Origin of the sequence: Halostagnicola sp. A-GB9-2, assembly GCF_030068615.1 — an archaeon.
GTDB lineage: Archaea > Halobacteriota > Halobacteria > Halobacteriales > Natrialbaceae > Halostagnicola.
Genome location: NZ_JASJOC010000012.1, coordinates 35,600 through 52,563, shown reverse-complemented (window position 1 = coordinate 52,563; position 16,964 = coordinate 35,600). Strand labels below are relative to the sequence as shown.

General features: G+C 60.5%; 15 protein-coding genes and 1 pseudogene. 8 read left to right on the top strand and 8 right to left on the bottom strand.

The window, feature by feature from the left end:
- Positions 1-14: 14 nt before the first annotated feature.
- On the bottom strand, positions 15-620 hold the full coding sequence (locus QNM96_RS19505; protein ID WP_283838470.1) for a restriction endonuclease: 606 nt from the start codon (positions 618-620) through the stop codon (positions 15-17).
- Positions 621-888: 268 nt separating this feature from the next.
- Here QNM96_RS19505 and QNM96_RS19500 point away from each other — a divergent pair, with 268 nt between their 5' ends.
- The 4 genes from QNM96_RS19500 to QNM96_RS19485 all read left to right on the top strand — a co-directional run bounded on the left by QNM96_RS19500 (position 889) and on the right by QNM96_RS19485 (position 4,411).
- A complete protein-coding gene (locus QNM96_RS19500; RefSeq protein WP_283838469.1) occupies positions 889-1,116 on the top strand; it encodes a hypothetical protein in 228 nt (75 codons plus the stop codon).
- A 252-nt stretch (positions 1,117-1,368) separates the two neighbouring features.
- Positions 1,369-2,550: an extracellular solute-binding protein gene (locus QNM96_RS19495; RefSeq protein ID WP_283838468.1), complete on the top strand. Its 1,182-nt coding sequence runs from the start codon at positions 1,369-1,371 to the stop codon at positions 2,548-2,550.
- A gap of 60 nt (positions 2,551-2,610) precedes the next feature.
- Entirely contained in the window at positions 2,611-3,573 is a 963-nt protein-coding gene (locus QNM96_RS19490) for an ABC transporter permease (RefSeq protein ID WP_283838467.1), read from the top strand.
- Positions 3,566-4,411 carry an ABC transporter permease gene (locus tag QNM96_RS19485; protein ID WP_283838466.1) on the top strand — a complete coding sequence of 282 codons (846 nt, stop codon included), beginning with the start codon at positions 3,566-3,568 and terminating at the stop codon, positions 4,409-4,411. Before QNM96_RS19490 ends, QNM96_RS19485 begins: the two co-directional genes overlap by 8 nt.
- 81 nt (positions 4,412-4,492) lie before the next feature.
- Here the strand turns inward: QNM96_RS19485 and QNM96_RS19480 are convergent, their stop codons facing one another.
- The gene (locus QNM96_RS19480; protein ID WP_283838465.1) at positions 4,493-4,834 is read right to left on the bottom strand and encodes a hypothetical protein; all 342 of its coding nucleotides are present in this window, start codon (positions 4,832-4,834) and stop codon (positions 4,493-4,495) included.
- A 316-nt stretch (positions 4,835-5,150) separates the two neighbouring features.
- Here QNM96_RS19480 and QNM96_RS19475 point away from each other — a divergent pair, with 316 nt between their 5' ends.
- The gene (locus QNM96_RS19475) at positions 5,151-6,398 is read left to right on the top strand and encodes a Zn-dependent hydrolase (protein ID WP_283838464.1); all 1,248 of its coding nucleotides are present in this window, start codon (positions 5,151-5,153) and stop codon (positions 6,396-6,398) included.
- A gap of 77 nt (positions 6,399-6,475) precedes the next feature.
- On the top strand, positions 6,476-6,919 hold the full coding sequence (locus QNM96_RS19470) for a Rid family hydrolase (RefSeq protein WP_283838463.1): 444 nt from the start codon (positions 6,476-6,478) through the stop codon (positions 6,917-6,919).
- 42 nt (positions 6,920-6,961) lie between these two features.
- Here QNM96_RS19470 and hutH read toward each other — a convergent pair whose 3' ends face one another.
- The 3 genes from hutH to hutU are packed head-to-tail and all read right to left on the bottom strand — an operon-like array spanning position 6,962 to position 11,502.
- Entirely contained in the window at positions 6,962-8,533 is a 1,572-nt protein-coding gene (gene hutH, locus QNM96_RS19465) for a histidine ammonia-lyase (RefSeq protein ID WP_283838462.1), read from the bottom strand.
- A complete protein-coding gene (gene hutI / locus QNM96_RS19460; protein WP_283838460.1) occupies positions 8,526-9,734 on the bottom strand; it encodes an imidazolonepropionase in 1,209 nt (402 codons plus the stop codon). The genes hutH and hutI overlap by 8 nt, the downstream gene beginning before the upstream one ends.
- Positions 9,735-9,771: 37 nt before the next feature.
- On the bottom strand, positions 9,772-11,502 hold the full coding sequence (gene hutU / locus QNM96_RS19455) for a urocanate hydratase (RefSeq protein WP_283838459.1): 1,731 nt from the start codon (positions 11,500-11,502) through the stop codon (positions 9,772-9,774).
- A gap of 304 nt (positions 11,503-11,806) precedes the next feature.
- Here hutU and QNM96_RS19450 point away from each other — a divergent pair, with 304 nt between their 5' ends.
- Complete coding sequence (locus tag QNM96_RS19450) at positions 11,807-12,805, top strand: C-terminal binding protein (RefSeq protein ID WP_283838458.1); 999 nt, start codon at positions 11,807-11,809, stop codon at positions 12,803-12,805.
- Between the two features lie 134 nt (positions 12,806-12,939).
- Positions 12,940-14,100, top strand: a complete 1,161-nt coding sequence (locus tag QNM96_RS19445; RefSeq protein ID WP_283838457.1) for a pyridoxal phosphate-dependent aminotransferase — start codon at positions 12,940-12,942, stop codon at positions 14,098-14,100.
- A gap of 97 nt (positions 14,101-14,197) precedes the next feature.
- Here the strand turns inward: QNM96_RS19445 and QNM96_RS19440 are convergent, their stop codons facing one another.
- From QNM96_RS19440 to QNM96_RS19430, 3 genes and pseudogenes are all read right to left on the bottom strand, one after another.
- Positions 14,198-15,346 carry an ABC transporter ATP-binding protein gene (locus QNM96_RS19440; protein WP_283838456.1) on the bottom strand — a complete coding sequence of 383 codons (1,149 nt, stop codon included), beginning with the start codon at positions 15,344-15,346 and terminating at the stop codon, positions 14,198-14,200.
- A gap of 65 nt (positions 15,347-15,411) precedes the next feature.
- Complete coding sequence (locus QNM96_RS19435) at positions 15,412-15,990, bottom strand: helix-turn-helix domain-containing protein (protein WP_283838454.1); 579 nt, start codon at positions 15,988-15,990, stop codon at positions 15,412-15,414.
- A 344-nt stretch (positions 15,991-16,334) separates the two neighbouring features.
- Positions 16,335-16,946 (bottom strand): annotated as a pseudogene (locus QNM96_RS19430) (hypothetical protein); the annotation flags it as partial.
- Positions 16,947-16,964: the final 18 nt, after the last annotated feature.

Here is a 16,964-nt window from a genome sequence, read left to right as displayed (position 1 = left end):
ACGACCTCTCGGCGCTAGCCACCCCCCGAACCGTCCGAGTGCTCGGTATCGTTGAGTGGTCGGTACTCGTGAGATCGTCCAACTGGCGTGAACCCCGGGACGTAGCTAAACTGCTTTCGCGGTTCGCCCATGAACAACACTGGTAGCGATCCACGCTCTTCGCGAGCTGTATACTGAGTCTCGTAGGTCCCATACTCGGCCGTCGGTTCGGCGACGTTCGGTGCTGGCAACGATCCGCGATGAAGGTCCTCGAGGGTCAGGACACGGACCTCCCAATGGCGTGCAATGCGGCGGGCGTCCTCTGTGAGTGCTGTCGTGTGACACAGTACAGGCATTGCTCGGGAGGTAAATGCCATCAGACAGAGCCGATAGATCGTCTCAGTGGTAATCCGGGTCGATTCCCAGTCTTTGCACTGGGCGAGGATCCAGTCGGTGGGGGTGCCTTCCTTTTCGTGTCGGACGGCGACGACGTCGACTTCCTGACTGAAGACGTGGACGTTCCGGTCTACTCTATACCCCCACCGGCGGAGTGCCCGCTCGAGTTGGTACTCAAGCCATTGTCCTCTTCCTTGGCCACGACCGTCCATGGCCTCTCGAGAAGGTGGATCGCGATTACTCATCTGTCTCACCGGCGGTTCGTGTACTTGGCTCGTTCTGGGTGGCCGTGGTTTTAGAATCGATTTCGAGGATGGTTCGAAGCCCCAACCGAAGGGTCTCGAGTTGGTGGCTAGCGTCACCGAGATGGGACCGAGCACGTCTGGCCTGGATGTCTGAGAGGTCATCGTCGACATTCACCGCGCGAGCGATCCCACTACATCGGAGTTGTAGCTTCGATACTGGCTCATCATAGTGAGTCCAATCAGTGGTCAGTCCGGAGTCATACGCCCAATGGTCGTGCGCTGGCGGTGGTGTCTCGAGGATCGCCCGTCGGACCCGGTACAACGCTGTCTGAACGTCATTCGTGTAGGTGTTGAAGAGATCGATGTCGTCGGCGGTGAGGAGGTATTCACTCTGGTGGTTCGGTGTGATTTCCTCGAGGAGACGTTCGGTTGTGAGGGTCTCGAGGGCGCTGTAGAGGACACTATGGGCAATGTCAGTGTACCAGATCTCGAGTGAAAAGTTCTAACGGTCACTATAGTTCTGCCGCCGAAACCCACTGTAAACTAATTCATCACATATCTGCCTATTTGGACACATATCCTTGAGTATACGCTCCGAACTGTATTTCTCAATGCCAGTCGTAGACAACTGACCAGTTCGGTGGTTGCTTTCATCGGACGGTCCGTGATAGCAATTTACAGGGCTTAACAGGGCTCCGTATGGAGTGGAAGCAATAACTGTATCATAGTAACTCTATATACCCAGACAATGAGCGAAGAACCGACGCGTGAGGCGGTGGCAGAAAGCCGCAGACAGAATCGAACGACCGACTTCTCTCGACGAGGGTTCATTGGTGCGAACTCGGCTATCGTTCTCAGCGCTCTCGCCGGATGTATCGGATCCTCGGGCGATGGGGACGTAACGCTCGATCCGGACAATCCACCCGAAGAACCTGACTCCATCACCGTTCGTGCCTGGGGTGGTGTCTGGCAGGACTCCGTCGAAGAAGCCATCGCGGAACCGTTCACCGAAGATACGGGTATCGACGTCGAATTCGACAACACAGAGCGGACGGTCATGCAAGGAGACATTCGAACGGCGATCGAACAGGATCGCGAACCGGCCGTAAACGTCATGTGGACGGTCGAACCCGCTGCCCACGAGGAGTACCGGATGGATCTGGGGTATCCACTCGAGCCAGATATCGTTACGAACCACGAGGAGTTGTTCGACTCCGCGATCCCGAACGTCGACGACTCCCTCCCATACATCTCCCTATACTCGTACACGTACGCGCTCTGTTACAACGAAGAGTCGCTGGAAGAGGTACACGGAAGCGAGGAACCGATGGACAGCTGGGCCGCGTTAAAAGACGACCAGTGGGAAAACGAGTTCGCTATCGACGCCAACGGGAACGGATTCTTCCCGGTCCTATCGGAATTTGCGGACACGCCACTCGACAGCGACGATCTCGATCCGATCTGGGACGAGCTCGAAGCGTTCGAGCCCAGTATCGGGCTTCTGGGTGACGACCCGACGCTTACAGAAGGAATCAGAACCGGAGAGGTTTCGGTCGCCGCCATGCTGATGAACAACGTGTACGAAGCGTACGAGGAGGGCGAACCGATCGGATGGACGATTCCGGAGGAGGGCGCGACAGTTCGAAGCGACAGTATGTACACGCCCCGCAATCAGTCGGAATCCGAACTCTACTGGTCACAGGAGTTCATCAACTACGCGGCCGACGCAGACGTCCAGACGGAGTGGACGGAGCTGCTCGGACTACCGATGACGAACAGTAACACGGACCCGCTCGACTACATGGAGGAGGACCCGGCGTACCCGACGAGCGAGGAGGATTACGACGGGCTTCTCACCGTCGATCTGGATGTCTACGCGGAGAACAGCTCCGAGTGGTTCGAGACGTTCAACAATACCGTTGGTTCATAAGTACGTAAGTCTCCGTAACTGAGAACGCTTCATTCACACAGAATTCCATCCGAGGACATAATGTCTATTGACAATAACCAACGTTTACAGAACCTCAAATGGCGCGTGATGGACCGGCTGATCGCAGCCAAAGAAACGCTGCCCAGAGAGTGGTATCAGTCACAGCCGAACTGGTTGGGATACGTCCTGATCGTTCCCGGAGTACTGCTCGTGAGCTTTCTCTTCGTCGGCCTGCTGTTGTTGGCTGGCTACAGCGTCCTCACGTTCGATCCGATCGAATTCATCGTCTACGAGTTCACGCTCGAGAACTGGCGTAACTTCCTCACGACAGAGGCGTATTACAGGATATTCGCCCGGACGGTCGGCATGGCAACACTGATTACCGTGCTAGCAGTCGCGATGGCGCTCCCCTACGCGTATCTGACGGTTCGGACGGAAAACGCGGTGCTGCGGAAGCTACTGCTCGTTTGCCTCTTCGTTCCGTTCTTCACGGGCGTGATCGTTCGCGCGTACGGCTGGATGATCATTCTCGGCCAGAACGGCCTCGTCAACACCGGGCTAGGAGTATTCGGTATTGGACCGATACGACTCATTGGGACAGAACACGGTGTCATCATTGGACTCTTACAGATCATGATACCGTTTGCAATCATTATGATCGCACCGGCGATTCAGAACATCGATCGATCGCTGGAGCTGGCGGCAAGTAGCCTTGGCTCCAACAGACTTGAGACGTTCTGGTACGTCGTCTTGCCACTCGCTGCGCCGGGAATCGCGGGCGCGACTATCGTCGTCTTCACGCTGACGTCTGCGACGTACGCAATCCCGGCCCTCGTCGGCGGTGGACGGGTCGATTTCATCTCGAACGTGATCTATCGAGCGCTGTTCAACATGGCGAACTATCCGCTCGCAGCGACGTTCAGTATCTCGCTGGTGGTCGTATCGTCAATCATCGTTCTCGGCATCTTCAGGTCAATCGGAACGGGAACGCTTGGCGTCACCGAAGGTGGTACCCATGAGTAGAGAGCCTGGTACCGGACTGAGCCACTCGCTGTCGCGTCTCAGCCGAAAACTGCCGGGGAACCGACCGATCATTTCGGGCGTCATCCTCCTCCAGATCGTCTTTCTCATGCTCCCGACGATCATCGTCTTCATCGTCTCGTTCCAGCCCGGCGACATCGTCAGGTTCCCGCCGGACGGCTTCTCACTGAGCTGGTACGCCGAAATTCCGGAACAGGACCAGTATATTTCGGCACTCTACCGCAGCGTTGTCGCCGCGTTGTTCTGTACGCTATTCTCGATTCCGATCGGGATACTGACGGCGATCGGGTTGATGCGCTACGACCTGCGGTTCTCAAACCTCTTCCAGATCTACTTCCTGCTCCCGTTTACCGTCCCGCTCGTCGTCTCGGGCGTGATTTTGATGATCATCTTCGGTGAACTCGGCTACATCGGCCAGCTCTGGACGGTCGGCCTCGCTCTGACGATCATCAACATTCCGTTCATGATCTGGAGCGTCACGTCCCGCGTGAACGCGTTGGATCCGAACCTCGAGAACGCGGCGAAAAACCTCGGCTCCGACGAGTTGCAGACGTTCGTCAATGTGACGCTGCCAGCGATCATGCCGGGCGTCGTGACCGGCTCCCTAATCATGTTCGTCCTCGGGCTGAACGAGTTCCTCGTGAGCCTCATTATCACGACGACGAACAACGTGACGCTCCCCGTCGTGATCTACACGGCGATCCGGTCGAACATCAGCCCGCTCATCGCGGCGGTCGCGAGTATCTACGTCCTCGTCGCCTTTATCGCCGTCCTCGTCTCGGACCGACTCGTCGGACTCGAGGAACTGCTGAGTTCGTAGGCCTCGAGGCGGGAATGGTTCGCCGGACGAGCGGTCCCGGCGGGCCGAAGACGCAGTCACCGCGGTGCGGTCGATTCGACGCTACTCCTCCAGTCTCGCGGCGATCCACTCCGTGAATAGCTCGTGGTCGTGTTCCGCGATAGCCGCGAGTGTTGCTGGCCCGAACCGAACCAAATCGTGTTGTTTCTCCGCCACGACATCGATGGTCGTACCGGCAGTGCCGCACCGTTCGTGGACGGAGACGAACCCGAACTCGTTGGGTATGGTCGTTAGGTGCGTGCTGTCGGTCCCGTCGGTCAGCTCGCCCTCTCGAGGACGGTCGCGGGGAAACGAGGCGTCCGAAAGAGCGGCCAGTTCCTCGGTGCGCTGCCGGGCGAGCGCCTCGAGTGCGACAGCGTCCGACGAGATCGAACCGGTCGCCATGGTGATCTCGAGTCGCTCGCAGTTTCAACTCGGTCGAGTCGGACCGTTCCGTCGGGTGCGCTTAGTTTGGTGAGTCGGTGATACCGTCTCTCTCCGAGCGGCAGCATGAGGTGATTCGGACCGTTCACACCTACGGGTACTACAACATCCTGTGTGATTCCTCAGCGGTCGTAACCGGTATCGAACGTTGAATTGTGCAACATCATCTTCTCCGGGTCGAGAAGAAATTCATCGACGCGATGGTCGATCACTGCTAGACAGGTGCGCCCCCATATGGCGCGTGGACGCTTATCCGTCGGATCGACGATACGGAAGTATGAACGTGGATGCGGAGCGACTTCGAGCGGATATCGAACGAAACGCGACGTTCGGCGCACTCGACGTCGAGTGTGGGCGCGGGCGAACCGTACTGACCGGCAGCGAAGCCGACCGGCTCGCTCGAGAGCGTCTCGTTGACCGACTGACCGACGCCGGGCTCACAGTGCGTATCGATCGGGTTGGGAACATTGCCGGCTACTGGGTTCCGGACAGCGCCGACGAAGATACCGCACCGGTCGTCCTGGGGAGCCACCTCGACTCCGTCCCCCGCGGTGGGATTTTTGACGGGCCGCTCGGCGTTTACGGCGCGTTCGAGGCCATCCGTGCGATTCAGTCCTCGGAGTACGAGCCGACGCGCCCACTCGGCGTCGGCTGTTTTACCGAGGAGGAGGGCGCCCGCTTCGGCGTTGGAACGCTCGGTTCGTCGGTCGCTGCCGGCAAACGATCGGCAGTCGAGGCGCTGTCACTGACTGACGACGCCGGCGTCACCCTCGAACAGCGATTGACGAACATCGGCTTCAGCGGGACGGATGAGATCGATGCTGCGGAGTGGTCTGCGTGGCTCGAACTCCACATCGAACAGGGAACCAGGCTGACGGACGCCGGCGCAGCGGTCGGCATCGTCGATTCGGTCACGGGGCTGACGAACTGTGAGGTCACGATCACCGGCGAAGCCAATCACGCGGGCACGACGGCGATGGCCGATCGAACCGACGCCCTCGCCGCAGCGTCAGAGTTCGTCCTCGAGGTCGAAGCTGTCGGTCGGTCCGTCGCCGCCGAGCACTCCACTGCCGTCGTTACTGTCGGCGAGGGATCGATCGAGCCGAACGCGCGCAATATCGTTCCCGGAGCGGTCACCCTGCAGCTCGATATTCGGGACGTCGACTGCGATCGGATGGACGACCTCGTGGCCCAGTGTCGTGACTGCCTCTTCCGCGTGGCCCAGGACCGAGCGGTCGAAACGTCGTTCGAGCGGTATCGGGATACCGAACCGACGCACCTGAGTCAGCGCTGTCTCGCGGCGTCTCGAACGGCGGCGACGACGACCGGAGCGCAGTTCCTGGAGCTCCACTCCGCAGCTATGCACGACACGGCGACCGTCGCCGATGTCACTGATTCCGGCCTACTGTTCGCGCCGTCGAAAGACGGGATCTCCCACAACCCACGGGAGTGGACATCGTGGGAGGACTGTGCGGCGGCGGTGACGGTCCTCGCGGAGTCGGCGGCGGCGCTCGCGACGGAGTGACCGACGAGCGGTTACGCCAAGAGAGAACCGCCATCTGGAGGGCGTGCGTTTTACTCCCTAGCGCGGATGGAGTCGGTATGGTTCGACTCGCGATCAACCCACCGGAGCTGAAGGATGCACGGCAGATCGGCTACAACCACGGGATTATCGCCGGGGGAACGTTCTATATGGCGGGCCAAGTCGCGATGGACGCCGATTCGGAGATCGTCGGAGACGATATCCGAACGCAGGCCGAGAAAGCCTACGAGAACGTCGGCTATCTGCTTGAGGCGATCGACAAATCGTTCGACGACATCGCGAAGGTGACGACCCATATCGTCGACGCCCAGGAACACTACTACGACGGCTACAAGGAAGTCTACTGGGAGACCTTCGACGAGCCCTACCCGTGTCATACCGTGTTGGGCACCGATCAGCTGGCAGACGAGGGATACTTGGTCGAGATCGAAATCGAGGTGCCGCTGACGGATGCCGAGATCAACGCCATCGAACCGGACGGCACGGTCGTTCGAAAGCTCTAAGACGGAAGCGCAAATTTTTCGGGTCGTTCGACCCGGGGGAGTCTACGCGGCGTCGATGTGGTCCCGAAGCGTCTGCTCGAGACAGCCCGACCGAATCAGTTCGTCGACGGCGTCGATATCCGGCGCGAGCGAACGGTCCTCGACGACGGCGGGCGAAACGTCCCTGACGAGCCCGTAGGCGGCATCCGTGCCGGCCCCATGGGAGATGGAGGCGTCGACGAACTCCGCACCCTGTGCGGCCGTCAGAAGCTCGATGGCGACGACGGTGCGAGCGAGTTCGACGGCCCTCGCGAACTGGTGTGCACTGGTTGCGCTCATGCTGACGTGATCCTCCTGGCCGCCACTCACCGGCGTCGAATCCGTGGACGGACGACCCAGCGAGCGCAACTCGTTCAGCAGCGCGGCCGCGGTGTACTGCGGAATCATGAACCCGGACCGAAGGCCACTGTTCGTCGTGAGGAACGGCGGTAGATGCTCCTCCTGGATGTTCGGATTAACGATCCGATCGACCCGGCGCTCGCTGATCGCGGCGAGTTCGACGAGCGCGCTCGTGACGTAATCGAGGCGGAGGGCGAGCGGTTCACCGTGGAAGTTACCACCGGAGATGGCCGCCGCGTCGCTCGTGCCGGTCGCCCGGGGATCGACCGCGTCCGCCGCGAATACCAGTGGGTTGTCGGTCGCGCTGTTGAGTTCAATCTCGACCGCCTCCTCGAGGTGGTCCAGCGCGTCGCTGACGGCGCCGTGTACCTGCGGCAGACACCGGATCGAGTAGGCGTCCTGCACGCGGTCACAGTTGGCGTGAGAGGCGATGATCTCAGATTCCTCGGTGAGCCGTCGGATCCGGGACGCGACCGTTCGCTGTCCCCGGTGGGGTCGGACCGCGTTGATCTCCGGTTCGCAGTTTGCGGTCGTCCCCATCGTCACCTCCGTCGTCAGCGCACCCGCGGCGTTGGCGGCCTCGAGAACCCGGCGCGCGTCGACGAGGCGGATTGCGGCAAGCCCGGCCGACAGCTGCGTTCCGTTGATCAGGGCGAGACCCTCCTTCGCGGCGAGGGTCAGCGGCTCGAGACCGGCCGTCTCCAGTGCAGCGGTCCCCGACAGCCGTTCGGGTTCGCCGTCGACATCGGCTTCCCCTTCGCCGATGAGAACCAGGCTTAGATGGGCGAGCGGGGCGAGATCTCCCGAGGCCCCGAGACTCCCTCGCGACCTGACCGCGGGATGTATCCCCTCGTTGAGCATCGTCTGCAAGTGATCGACAACCACCTCTCGGACGCCCGAATATCCCTTCACGAGCGCGTTGAGCCGGGTCACCAGCAGCGCTCGAACCTCCTCGCGCTCAAGTTCCCGGCCCGCGCCCGAGGCGTGACTCCGAATGAGGTTCGACTGTAACTGCTCGAGGTCCGCGTCGTCGATGCGCGTGTCGACCAGTTCGCCGAACCCGGTGTTGAAGCCGTACACCGCCTGGCCGCTGTCGATGAGCGATTCGACGCGATCGCGGCTGACGCGGACGGCCTTCCGGCCGTTCGGGTCGATACTGACCGTCGCGTCGTCACGCGCGACGGCGACGACATCCGTTGGAGTCAGCGTCTCACCGTCGACCGTTACCTCAGTCATGGACGATCACGCCGTCCTTGAGAACGGTCTCGACGTTGTTGACGCCGAAATTGTATGGCACGTGTGCGTGTGACGGGGCGTCGAGGATCGCGATATCGGCTGGCGATCCCGGCGTGATCTCGCCAGGACCGTCGTCACGGCCAATCGCTCTCGCTGCGTTTGACGTCGCTGCCCCGAGCGCCCGAGCCGGCGTCATTCCCATTCCGATACACGCCAGTGAAACGGCAAAGCCCATGCTCTGTGAGTAGCAGTTCGGATTGAGATCCGTCGCCACGGCAACAGGAGCTCCGGCGTCAAGGAACTGCTGTGCGTCGGCGTACTCCACGCCGAGGCTGAAGGCTGTTCCCGGAAGCAAAACGGGCGAGACATCGGCCTCAGAGAGCGCTTCGGCGTCATCCTCGGTGCTGTAGAGGAGGTGGTCGGCGCTTGCGGCACCGACATCTGCGGCCAGCTGCGTGCCGCCGAGATGACTCAGTTCGTCCGCGTGGACCTTGGGCATGAGGCCGTGATCACGACCCGCCTCGAGCACGCGACGGCTCTGCTCGATGTCGAAGACGCCGGTCTCACAGAAGACATCGCAAAACTCCGCGATCCCCTGGTCGGCGACCGCCGGAATCTGGCTCTCGACGACGTCGTCGACGTAGGACTCGGTATTCGACTCCGGCGGCACGTCGTGGGCGCCGAGAAACGTCGCGACGAGATCGATCGGATGCTCGTCGTCGGCGATCTCGATCGCCTTCAGCATCCGGAGTTCGGTCTCCGTCTCCAGCCCGTACCCCGATTTGACCTCCGCCGTCGTAGTCCCGTGGGCCAGCATGACGTCGAGTTGCTCGAGGAGAAGGTCGACTAACTGGTCGGTGGACGCCTCTCGTGTCGAGCGGACTGTCCGCAGAATCCCGCCACCGTCGTCTCGAATCTCTTGATACGTCTTCCCGGCGAGTTTGGCCTCGAACTCGTTGCTTCGGTCGCCAGCGAAGACGGCGTGCGTATGGGGGTCGACGAAGCCGGGAACGACGGTTTTTCCGCCAGCATCGATTGCGACGTCGACGGTTTCTGGCGGGTACGACCGCGTCAGTTCGTCCGACGGGCCGACCGCCTCGACGGTTCCGTCCTCGACGAGTACCGCTGCCTGTTCGTGTGTCTCAATTCGGTCGTGGGTCGCGACGGTAACGACCTCCGCCGCGTTATGAATGAGTTTCATAGCTGAGTGAGTGGGATATAGTGCCAAACGGTGGCGATTAGCTGTCCCGCATTGGCACGTGAACGTCCGAGCGGTCGGCTTCGTCGACGGCGTCCTCGTAGGTCGCGTCAACGTGACGGATCACTCCCATCCCGGGGTCCGTCGTGAACACACGTTCGGCCTTCTCAGCGGCCAGATCGGTGCCATCGAGGACGACGTGGTTGTTCGCGTGCAGCGAGTTCCCGATTCCGACGCCGCCGCCGTCGTGGACGGAAACGATATCCGCGCCCGCAGCGCAGTTGAGCAGCGCGTTCAGGATTGGCCAGTCGGCGACGGCGTCGGTCCCGTCTTTCATCGCCTCGGTCTCCCGGTACGGGCTCGCGACGCTGCCAGCGTCAAGGTGGTCGCGGGTGACCACGATTGGGGCCTCAATCTCCCCCTCCCGAACGAGTTCGTTGATCCGGAGCGCGAACGTGGCGCGTTCCGTCAGCCCGTCGTCGTCGGTTTCGTACCCGAGCCAACAGACCCGGGCGGGCAGTCCCTGGAATGGGACCAGTTCCTGCGCGAGATCGATCCACCGTAGCAGGGCATCTTTCTCCGGGAAGAGATCGCGGATCGCCTCGTCAGTCCGGTGGATATCGTCAGTATTGCCCGACAGGGCCACCCATCGGAAAGGTCCTTTCCCCCTGCAGAACAGCGGACGAATGTACGCCGGAACGAATCCCGGGAAGTCGAACGCCGTCTTGTGGTCCCGGTGGTCTGCGACCTGTCCGCGGATGTTGTTACCGTACTCGAACGCGGTCGCACCGCGCTCCTGTAACTCGAGTATGGCATCAACATGACGCTCCATCGTCTCGAGACTGGCCTCGACGTACTCGCTCGGATTCTGCGTTCGGAGCTCGTCGGCCTCGGCAACCGTGTAGCCGCTGGGATAGTAGCCCTCGCGTTCGTCGTGGGCGCTGGTCTGATCCGTCACGATGTCGGGAACAAAGTCGCGCTCGAGCAGTTCCTCGAGCATATCGGCGGCGTTCATGTGGACACCGACGCTGTAGCGTTCGCCGTTGCTGGCGGCGGTCTCAGCCTTCTCGATGGCCGTCTCGAGCGACGACACCTTTTCCATGCAGTAGCCGATCTCGACGCGCCGGTCGATTCGCTCCTCGTCAACCTCCGCGGCGATACAGATCCCCTCGTTCATCGTCACGGCGAGCGGCTGTGCGCCGCCCATGCCGCCTAGCCCGCCCGTGACGACGATCTTGCTGCGCAGCGACGGTCGATCGTACTGCTGTCTAGCGAGTTCTGTGAGGGTCTCGTAGGTTCCCTGGATGATCCCCTGGGTTCCGATGTACGCCCAAGAGCCCGCTGTCATCTGTCCGTACATGATCTTGCCCTCGGCCTCGAGTTCGTGGAAGTGCTCCCAGCCGTCCCAGTTACCGACGAGGTTCGAGTTGGCGATCAGGACGCGCGGGGCGCGTTCGTGCGTAGTGAAGGTGCCGACCGGCTTCCCGCTCTGTACCAGCAGCGTTTGGTCGTCGGCCAGCGTCCGGAGTTCGTCGACGATCGTATCGTAGGCGTCCCACGACCGCGCCGCACGTCCGGTCCCGCCGTAGACGACGAGATCCTCTGGTCGCTCCGCAACCTCGGGATCGAGATTGTTGTTCAGCATGCGTAGGGCGGCTTCCTGGCGCCAGCCCTCGCATTCGATCTCCCTCCCGGTCGCGGCACCGCGGTACTCCTGCCACAGGTCGCTTGGCGACCCCACACCGTCTGCCTCCTCGGATTGGTTTGCCATGTCTACCCATTCTATGGAAACGCTGCTAATGGCTTAGGTAACGACGTATGGTGGGGGGTTTAAGCGAGGTACTGACAGCGAATCGGGTTCCCGTCGAGACTCGCTTGTGACCGACCAACGAAGCCAGTTACGAGCGCCGTCTCGTTCATGTGGACATCCGGCACGGCCACCGTTCGACCGGAGATCCACGACAGTTGGTGGCGACAATCGTGGACGAGGGTCGAGAGTCGATGCCGCGACGACTTGTATTGATCCACCGAATGGAGGTAATAGGATAACGGGGCGCTAGCGCGACGACGAATTGATGACCAACGAAGTGCGAATCGTGATGCTCGACCCGGATTGGTTCGGTGACGTTGCTGTCGAACGCGATCGGTTCGAGCAATCGTTCGAGAACGTCGTAGTCGAGGGTATCGATTGTAGCGAGGGTATCGGCGAGTCGGTCGGGGAGGCGGATATACTCCTCACGCATTATACCGACGTACCGGCGACAGCGATGGACGAAACCGGCTGTGCTGTCGTCTCGCGGTACGCGACCGGGATTGATGGGATCGACGTCGCGGCCGCATCCGACCGCGGTGTCCGCGTGACGAGGGTCCCCACCTACTGCGACCAAGAAGTCGGCGAACACATCATCACCCTCGCGCTGTCCGTGCTCCGAGGACTTCCCCAATACACTGCCTCGACCGAACGTGGCGCGTGGGAGTGGCAGGTCGCAACGCCGCTCAGACGGTTCAGCGACCTCACGTTCGGCTTCATCGCGTACGGACGAAAGGCCCAGGCTGCCGCCCAGTTGGCAACCGACCTCGGCTTCGATGTCTGTGCGTACGATCCCTACCGGTCGAACGAAGAAATCGTCGCGGATGGTGCCACCCCGACATCGTTCGATAGACTGTTGGACAGTGCGGATATCGTCTCGATCAACACGCCGCTTACCGACGAGACGCGTAACCTGTTCGACGCCGCCGCGTTCGGTCAGATGAAAGACGATGCGATTCTCGTCAATACGTCGCGAGGGAAAGTGGTCGACGAGAGCGCGCTCCTCGAGGCGCTGGAAACGGGCAACCTCTTCGGAGCCGGCCTCGACGTGCTAGCGATCGAACCGCCAGCTGAGGACGACCCGCTGTTACACCGCGACGACGTGTTTGTGACACCACACGCCGCCTGGTACTCGGAGACATCAGCCGAAACGCTGCGGCGACGCGGCAGCGAAATCGCCGCAAAAGCGTACCACCACGAGGAGTGTTCAGGAATCGTCAACGACGAGGTGCTCGACCCGGCTGAACAGATGCGGAGCGAGTGACCGCGACCCATGGTCCTCCATCGGGTGACACCACGACGGGAACCGGTACCGTGAAGCGAGTATCGTCCTGACCGTAATTAATCCCCTCCGAACGGTGCGGGAGTCGCTTTGCTCGTTTATCGTCATCTCCCGGTATGCACACCCGAACAGCAGACCGCATCGATCGAATCCCGCAATCAGGAATCCGAGAAATCTTCGATCAGGCTCAGGAACTGGACCAGATCTGGGATCTCAGTATCGGCGAACCGGATTTCGCGACGCCAACACCCATTCTCGAGTCGGTCACCGACGAACTCGACGAGGGTGCGACCCACTACACTGAAACGCTCGGCCGACTATCCCTTCGGGAACGCATCGCCGACAAACTCGCCGAGGACAACGGCATCCGTGCCAATCCTCTTGAGGAAGTTATCGTTACCGCCGGAGCGATGGAAGCCCTGTTCACTGCGCTGACGGTCATCTGTGATCCGGGCGACGAGGTCCTCGTTCCAGCACCGTACTGGCCGAATTACGAGGGGCAGATCCGAAGCACCGGTGCGGCGCTGAAACCGATCGAAACGACAGCCGAGAACGACTTCGTCCCGCAACCGAAGGAACTCGAGGCGGCGATCTCGTCGGACACCGCCGTCGTACTGTTGAATTCGCCAGCGAATCCGACGGGGAGCGTGATCGATTCGGAGACAATGGCGAAGCTCGGGGACCGCATTGTCGAGAACGATCTGTTCTGCATCATGGACGAGACCTATGAGAAACTCGTCTACGACGGCGCAACCCATCACTCTCTGGCCAGCACTCCAGCGCTGTTCGACAGAACGGTCTCGATCTTTAGCTTCTCAAAATCGTACGCGATGACGGGATGGCGAGTCGGATACGCGACTGGCCCGTCGGATATTATCGATGCGATGCGCGTTCTCCAGGAGCACATCGTCTCCTGTGCGGCCGAACCCGCACAGGCCGCCGCTGAAGCGGCCCTCGATCAGCCGGCCGCCGCCGAGCGGATTCATGACCGCTTCGCCGAACGACGGGAGGTAATGGTCTCCCGTCTCGACGCCGTTCCGGGTGTGTCGGCGACGGCACCTGACGGCGCGTTTTACGTGTTTGCCGATGTCAGCGAGCGCTCGGGAACGAGCCGTGATATCGTCGAACAGCTATTGACCGATGCCCACGTGGCGGCAGTCCCCGGCTCGGTCTTCGGCCCCGGAGGCGAGGGGTATGTTCGCTTCTCGTACGCAACGGATGCGGAAACGATCGAAACGGCAGTCAATCGAATCTCGGCCGCCTTCGAACGGAAATAGCGCACAGTGACGAGACGACCGGTTCGCGGGCGACGTCAGCAGTATTATGGGCACCGGATCGACGAGAAAAGCGTCGAAGGAGCCGACTCCGAGCCGGTCACGACTCTGGGTAGACCAGCATATCGGCTACCACCCAGCTGATACTGACGTCTGATTCGACCGCGTGGATCTCCGTCTCGGTACTGTTCGGTGCGGTGATCTGCATCGTGATTTCGGACCCGTCCAGCGAAACCTGGTATTTCGTTCGATCACCCTCGAACGAGACGGATTCGACCGTTGCATTGTAGACGTTCCGTGACCCGTTGTCGATCGTCGCTCCCTCCTGAGCGTCGATACTGACGTGTTCGGCGCGTACGCCGACGGTGACCTCGGAGCCGAGTTCGATCCCGTCCGGCGGATCGAACGCGACCTCGATCCCGCCCTGATCGACGACGGTACCGGTTTCGTTCAATTCAGTGACCGTGCCCTCAAACAGCGTCGTATCGCCGATGAAATCGGCGACGAACGTCGAGGCCGGATCGGAGTACAGTTCCTTCGCCGGTGCGAGCTGTTCCAGTTCGCCGCCGTTGAGCACCGCGATGCGATCGGCCATCGACAGTGCCTGCGTCTGGTTGTGCGTGACGTGAATTATCGTCAGATCCGTTTCGTTGTGAATGCGACTGAGTTCGGCCCGCATCTCCTCGCGGAGTTTCTTGTCGAGTGACGAGAGCGGTTCGTCAAGGAGCAACAGCGCCGGTTCGAAGACGATTGCCCGAGCGATCGCGACCCGCTGTTGCTGTCCACCCGAGAGTTCGTCGACGGGTTTCGGCGCGTACTCGGCGGGCAAGCGGACGAGCTCGAGGACGTCGCTCACCTTCTCGTCGATCTCGTCCCCGGGGAGTCGTCGCATCTTCAGAGGGTACGCGATGTTCTCCTCGACGGTCATGTTCGGAAAGAGCGCGAGATCCTGAAAGACGAGGCCGATGTTCCGTTCGTACGGCGCCTTGTGTGAGACCGGCTCACCGTTGGTATAGATCTCGCCGTCAGTGGGCGTCTCGAAGCCGGCGATCATATGCAAGAGCGTCGTTTTTCCGGCCCCGCTTGGCCCGAGCATCGTTAGAAACTCGCCGTTCGAAACGGAAATCGACACATCCTCCGCTGCGACGTCGTCGCCGTAGTATTTCGAAACGGAATCGATGTGGACGACGGGCGTACGGTCGGTCGTTGTCTGTTCCGTTGGTTGTTCGTGTGGGCGCTGTTGTGGCATCTATCTTTGTTGAGTCCTGTGAGTCACGTTAAAAGTTCCACTCCAAACGGAGGACCTATTTGGTATCATGCGCGACGAATGTGATCGACCAGACTGTTGAGCAACTTCTCTTCGCTCCGTCGCAGGTGTTCTTCGAACGTTCGTCGCTGAATTCCCATCTCGTCGGCGATATCCGCGGTCGTGTGTCGTCTCGGGATCTCGTAGTACCCCATATCGAACGCCGTCAGCAACGCTTCCTGCTGTCGCTCCGAGAGGTTCGGGACATCGGCGTCGATCATCAATAGCGGATCGTTCGATCGAAGGTTCGCAATCTCCTGCTTCGATTCGACGGTTACCGAGTAATCCTCGTTGATATCGTGAAAGAACGTCGTGAGGTTCTCCTCGTTCAGCGAGATGATTCGTATCGTGATCGTCCCGTTCCGGTACTCCCGGGGCGGAAACGACAGACAGTTGTGGCGTTCCAGATAACCCTCAAGAAGGTTCTCTTCGTGACCTAACAGACACTCCTCGGTGATGAGGATCATCTCGTTGTCCGTTCGGATGATGTCGTCGATTCCGGCCGAATCGCGGAGTGCGACGAGGGAGACATCGGAGTCGGCCATTTCTTTGATGTGGAGAAGATCACAGTGTTCGTTACACCACATTTCGACATAGCAGTTGTTTTCCTTCGATATGGTTGCGTATAAACTACTATGCTTAATTTTAAATGTGGCTTCGTACATCACTCATTGGATAGTGAGAGGAAGTCCGGATAAGCATATCGGTAGCTGTGAACTTCGAGACAAATACGAGGGAGAACTGTTCAAATGTTTCGGTCAAATCAGCCCAGGACGGCGACGCCCCAACGTCGCACTCCATCACCGGCTTCCCTCGATGCCGTCACCCAGTATTCGTCTGGCCGTCTACCGCCGACGCGGCAGCGCCAGAGAGAACAGTCAGTTCTTCCCCGGTGTCCCCTATTACCCGAGGACTCCAGTTGTCACCGTTGCTATTCACCATCTCCCGTTTCACCCGGAATCTTGCCGTCAGCGGGAAGCACGAGCTGGCGTTCTGTGTACTCGAGACCGTTCTTCCGTTCTGTTCGCTTCCGAACTGCGACACGGTTCTTCGAGAGATCCAGCATGGCATCGATCACCCGCGAGACGAGTTTCTTCGCGTAGCTCTCGCTGATACCGGCTTCTTGGCGCCGAATCCAATGCTTGAGATCGCTGGCTTTGACGTACTCACCGATTTCCCGACAGCCGGCTTCCCAGGGATTGTCGCCGACACTATTGTCTGTACGGGCTTGCCACAGCTTCGCTGCCAGCCGCATCGGCACTGTATTGGCGGCCGAGCGACGCATCTCCTCATCCATCCGGGCCAATTGCTGGACCGGAAGCAAGTCCCCGTAGGCGAGGGAGGTTTCACCTCGATTGAGTGGATCCGCGCTCTCGGGCAGTTGGAAGTACTGCTTGCCGTCGTCTTTCGTGATTCGCTCGAGCCGGCCGTCGGCGACGTCGACGGCGTGTTCGTCGACAGCCTCTTTGCGGAGGTGGGCGCCTTTTTCGAGTTCGCGGGACTGGAGTTTGGTGATGCGATCTTTGTTGGCGGTGGCTTTCTTCCGGTTGGCAACCAGTTG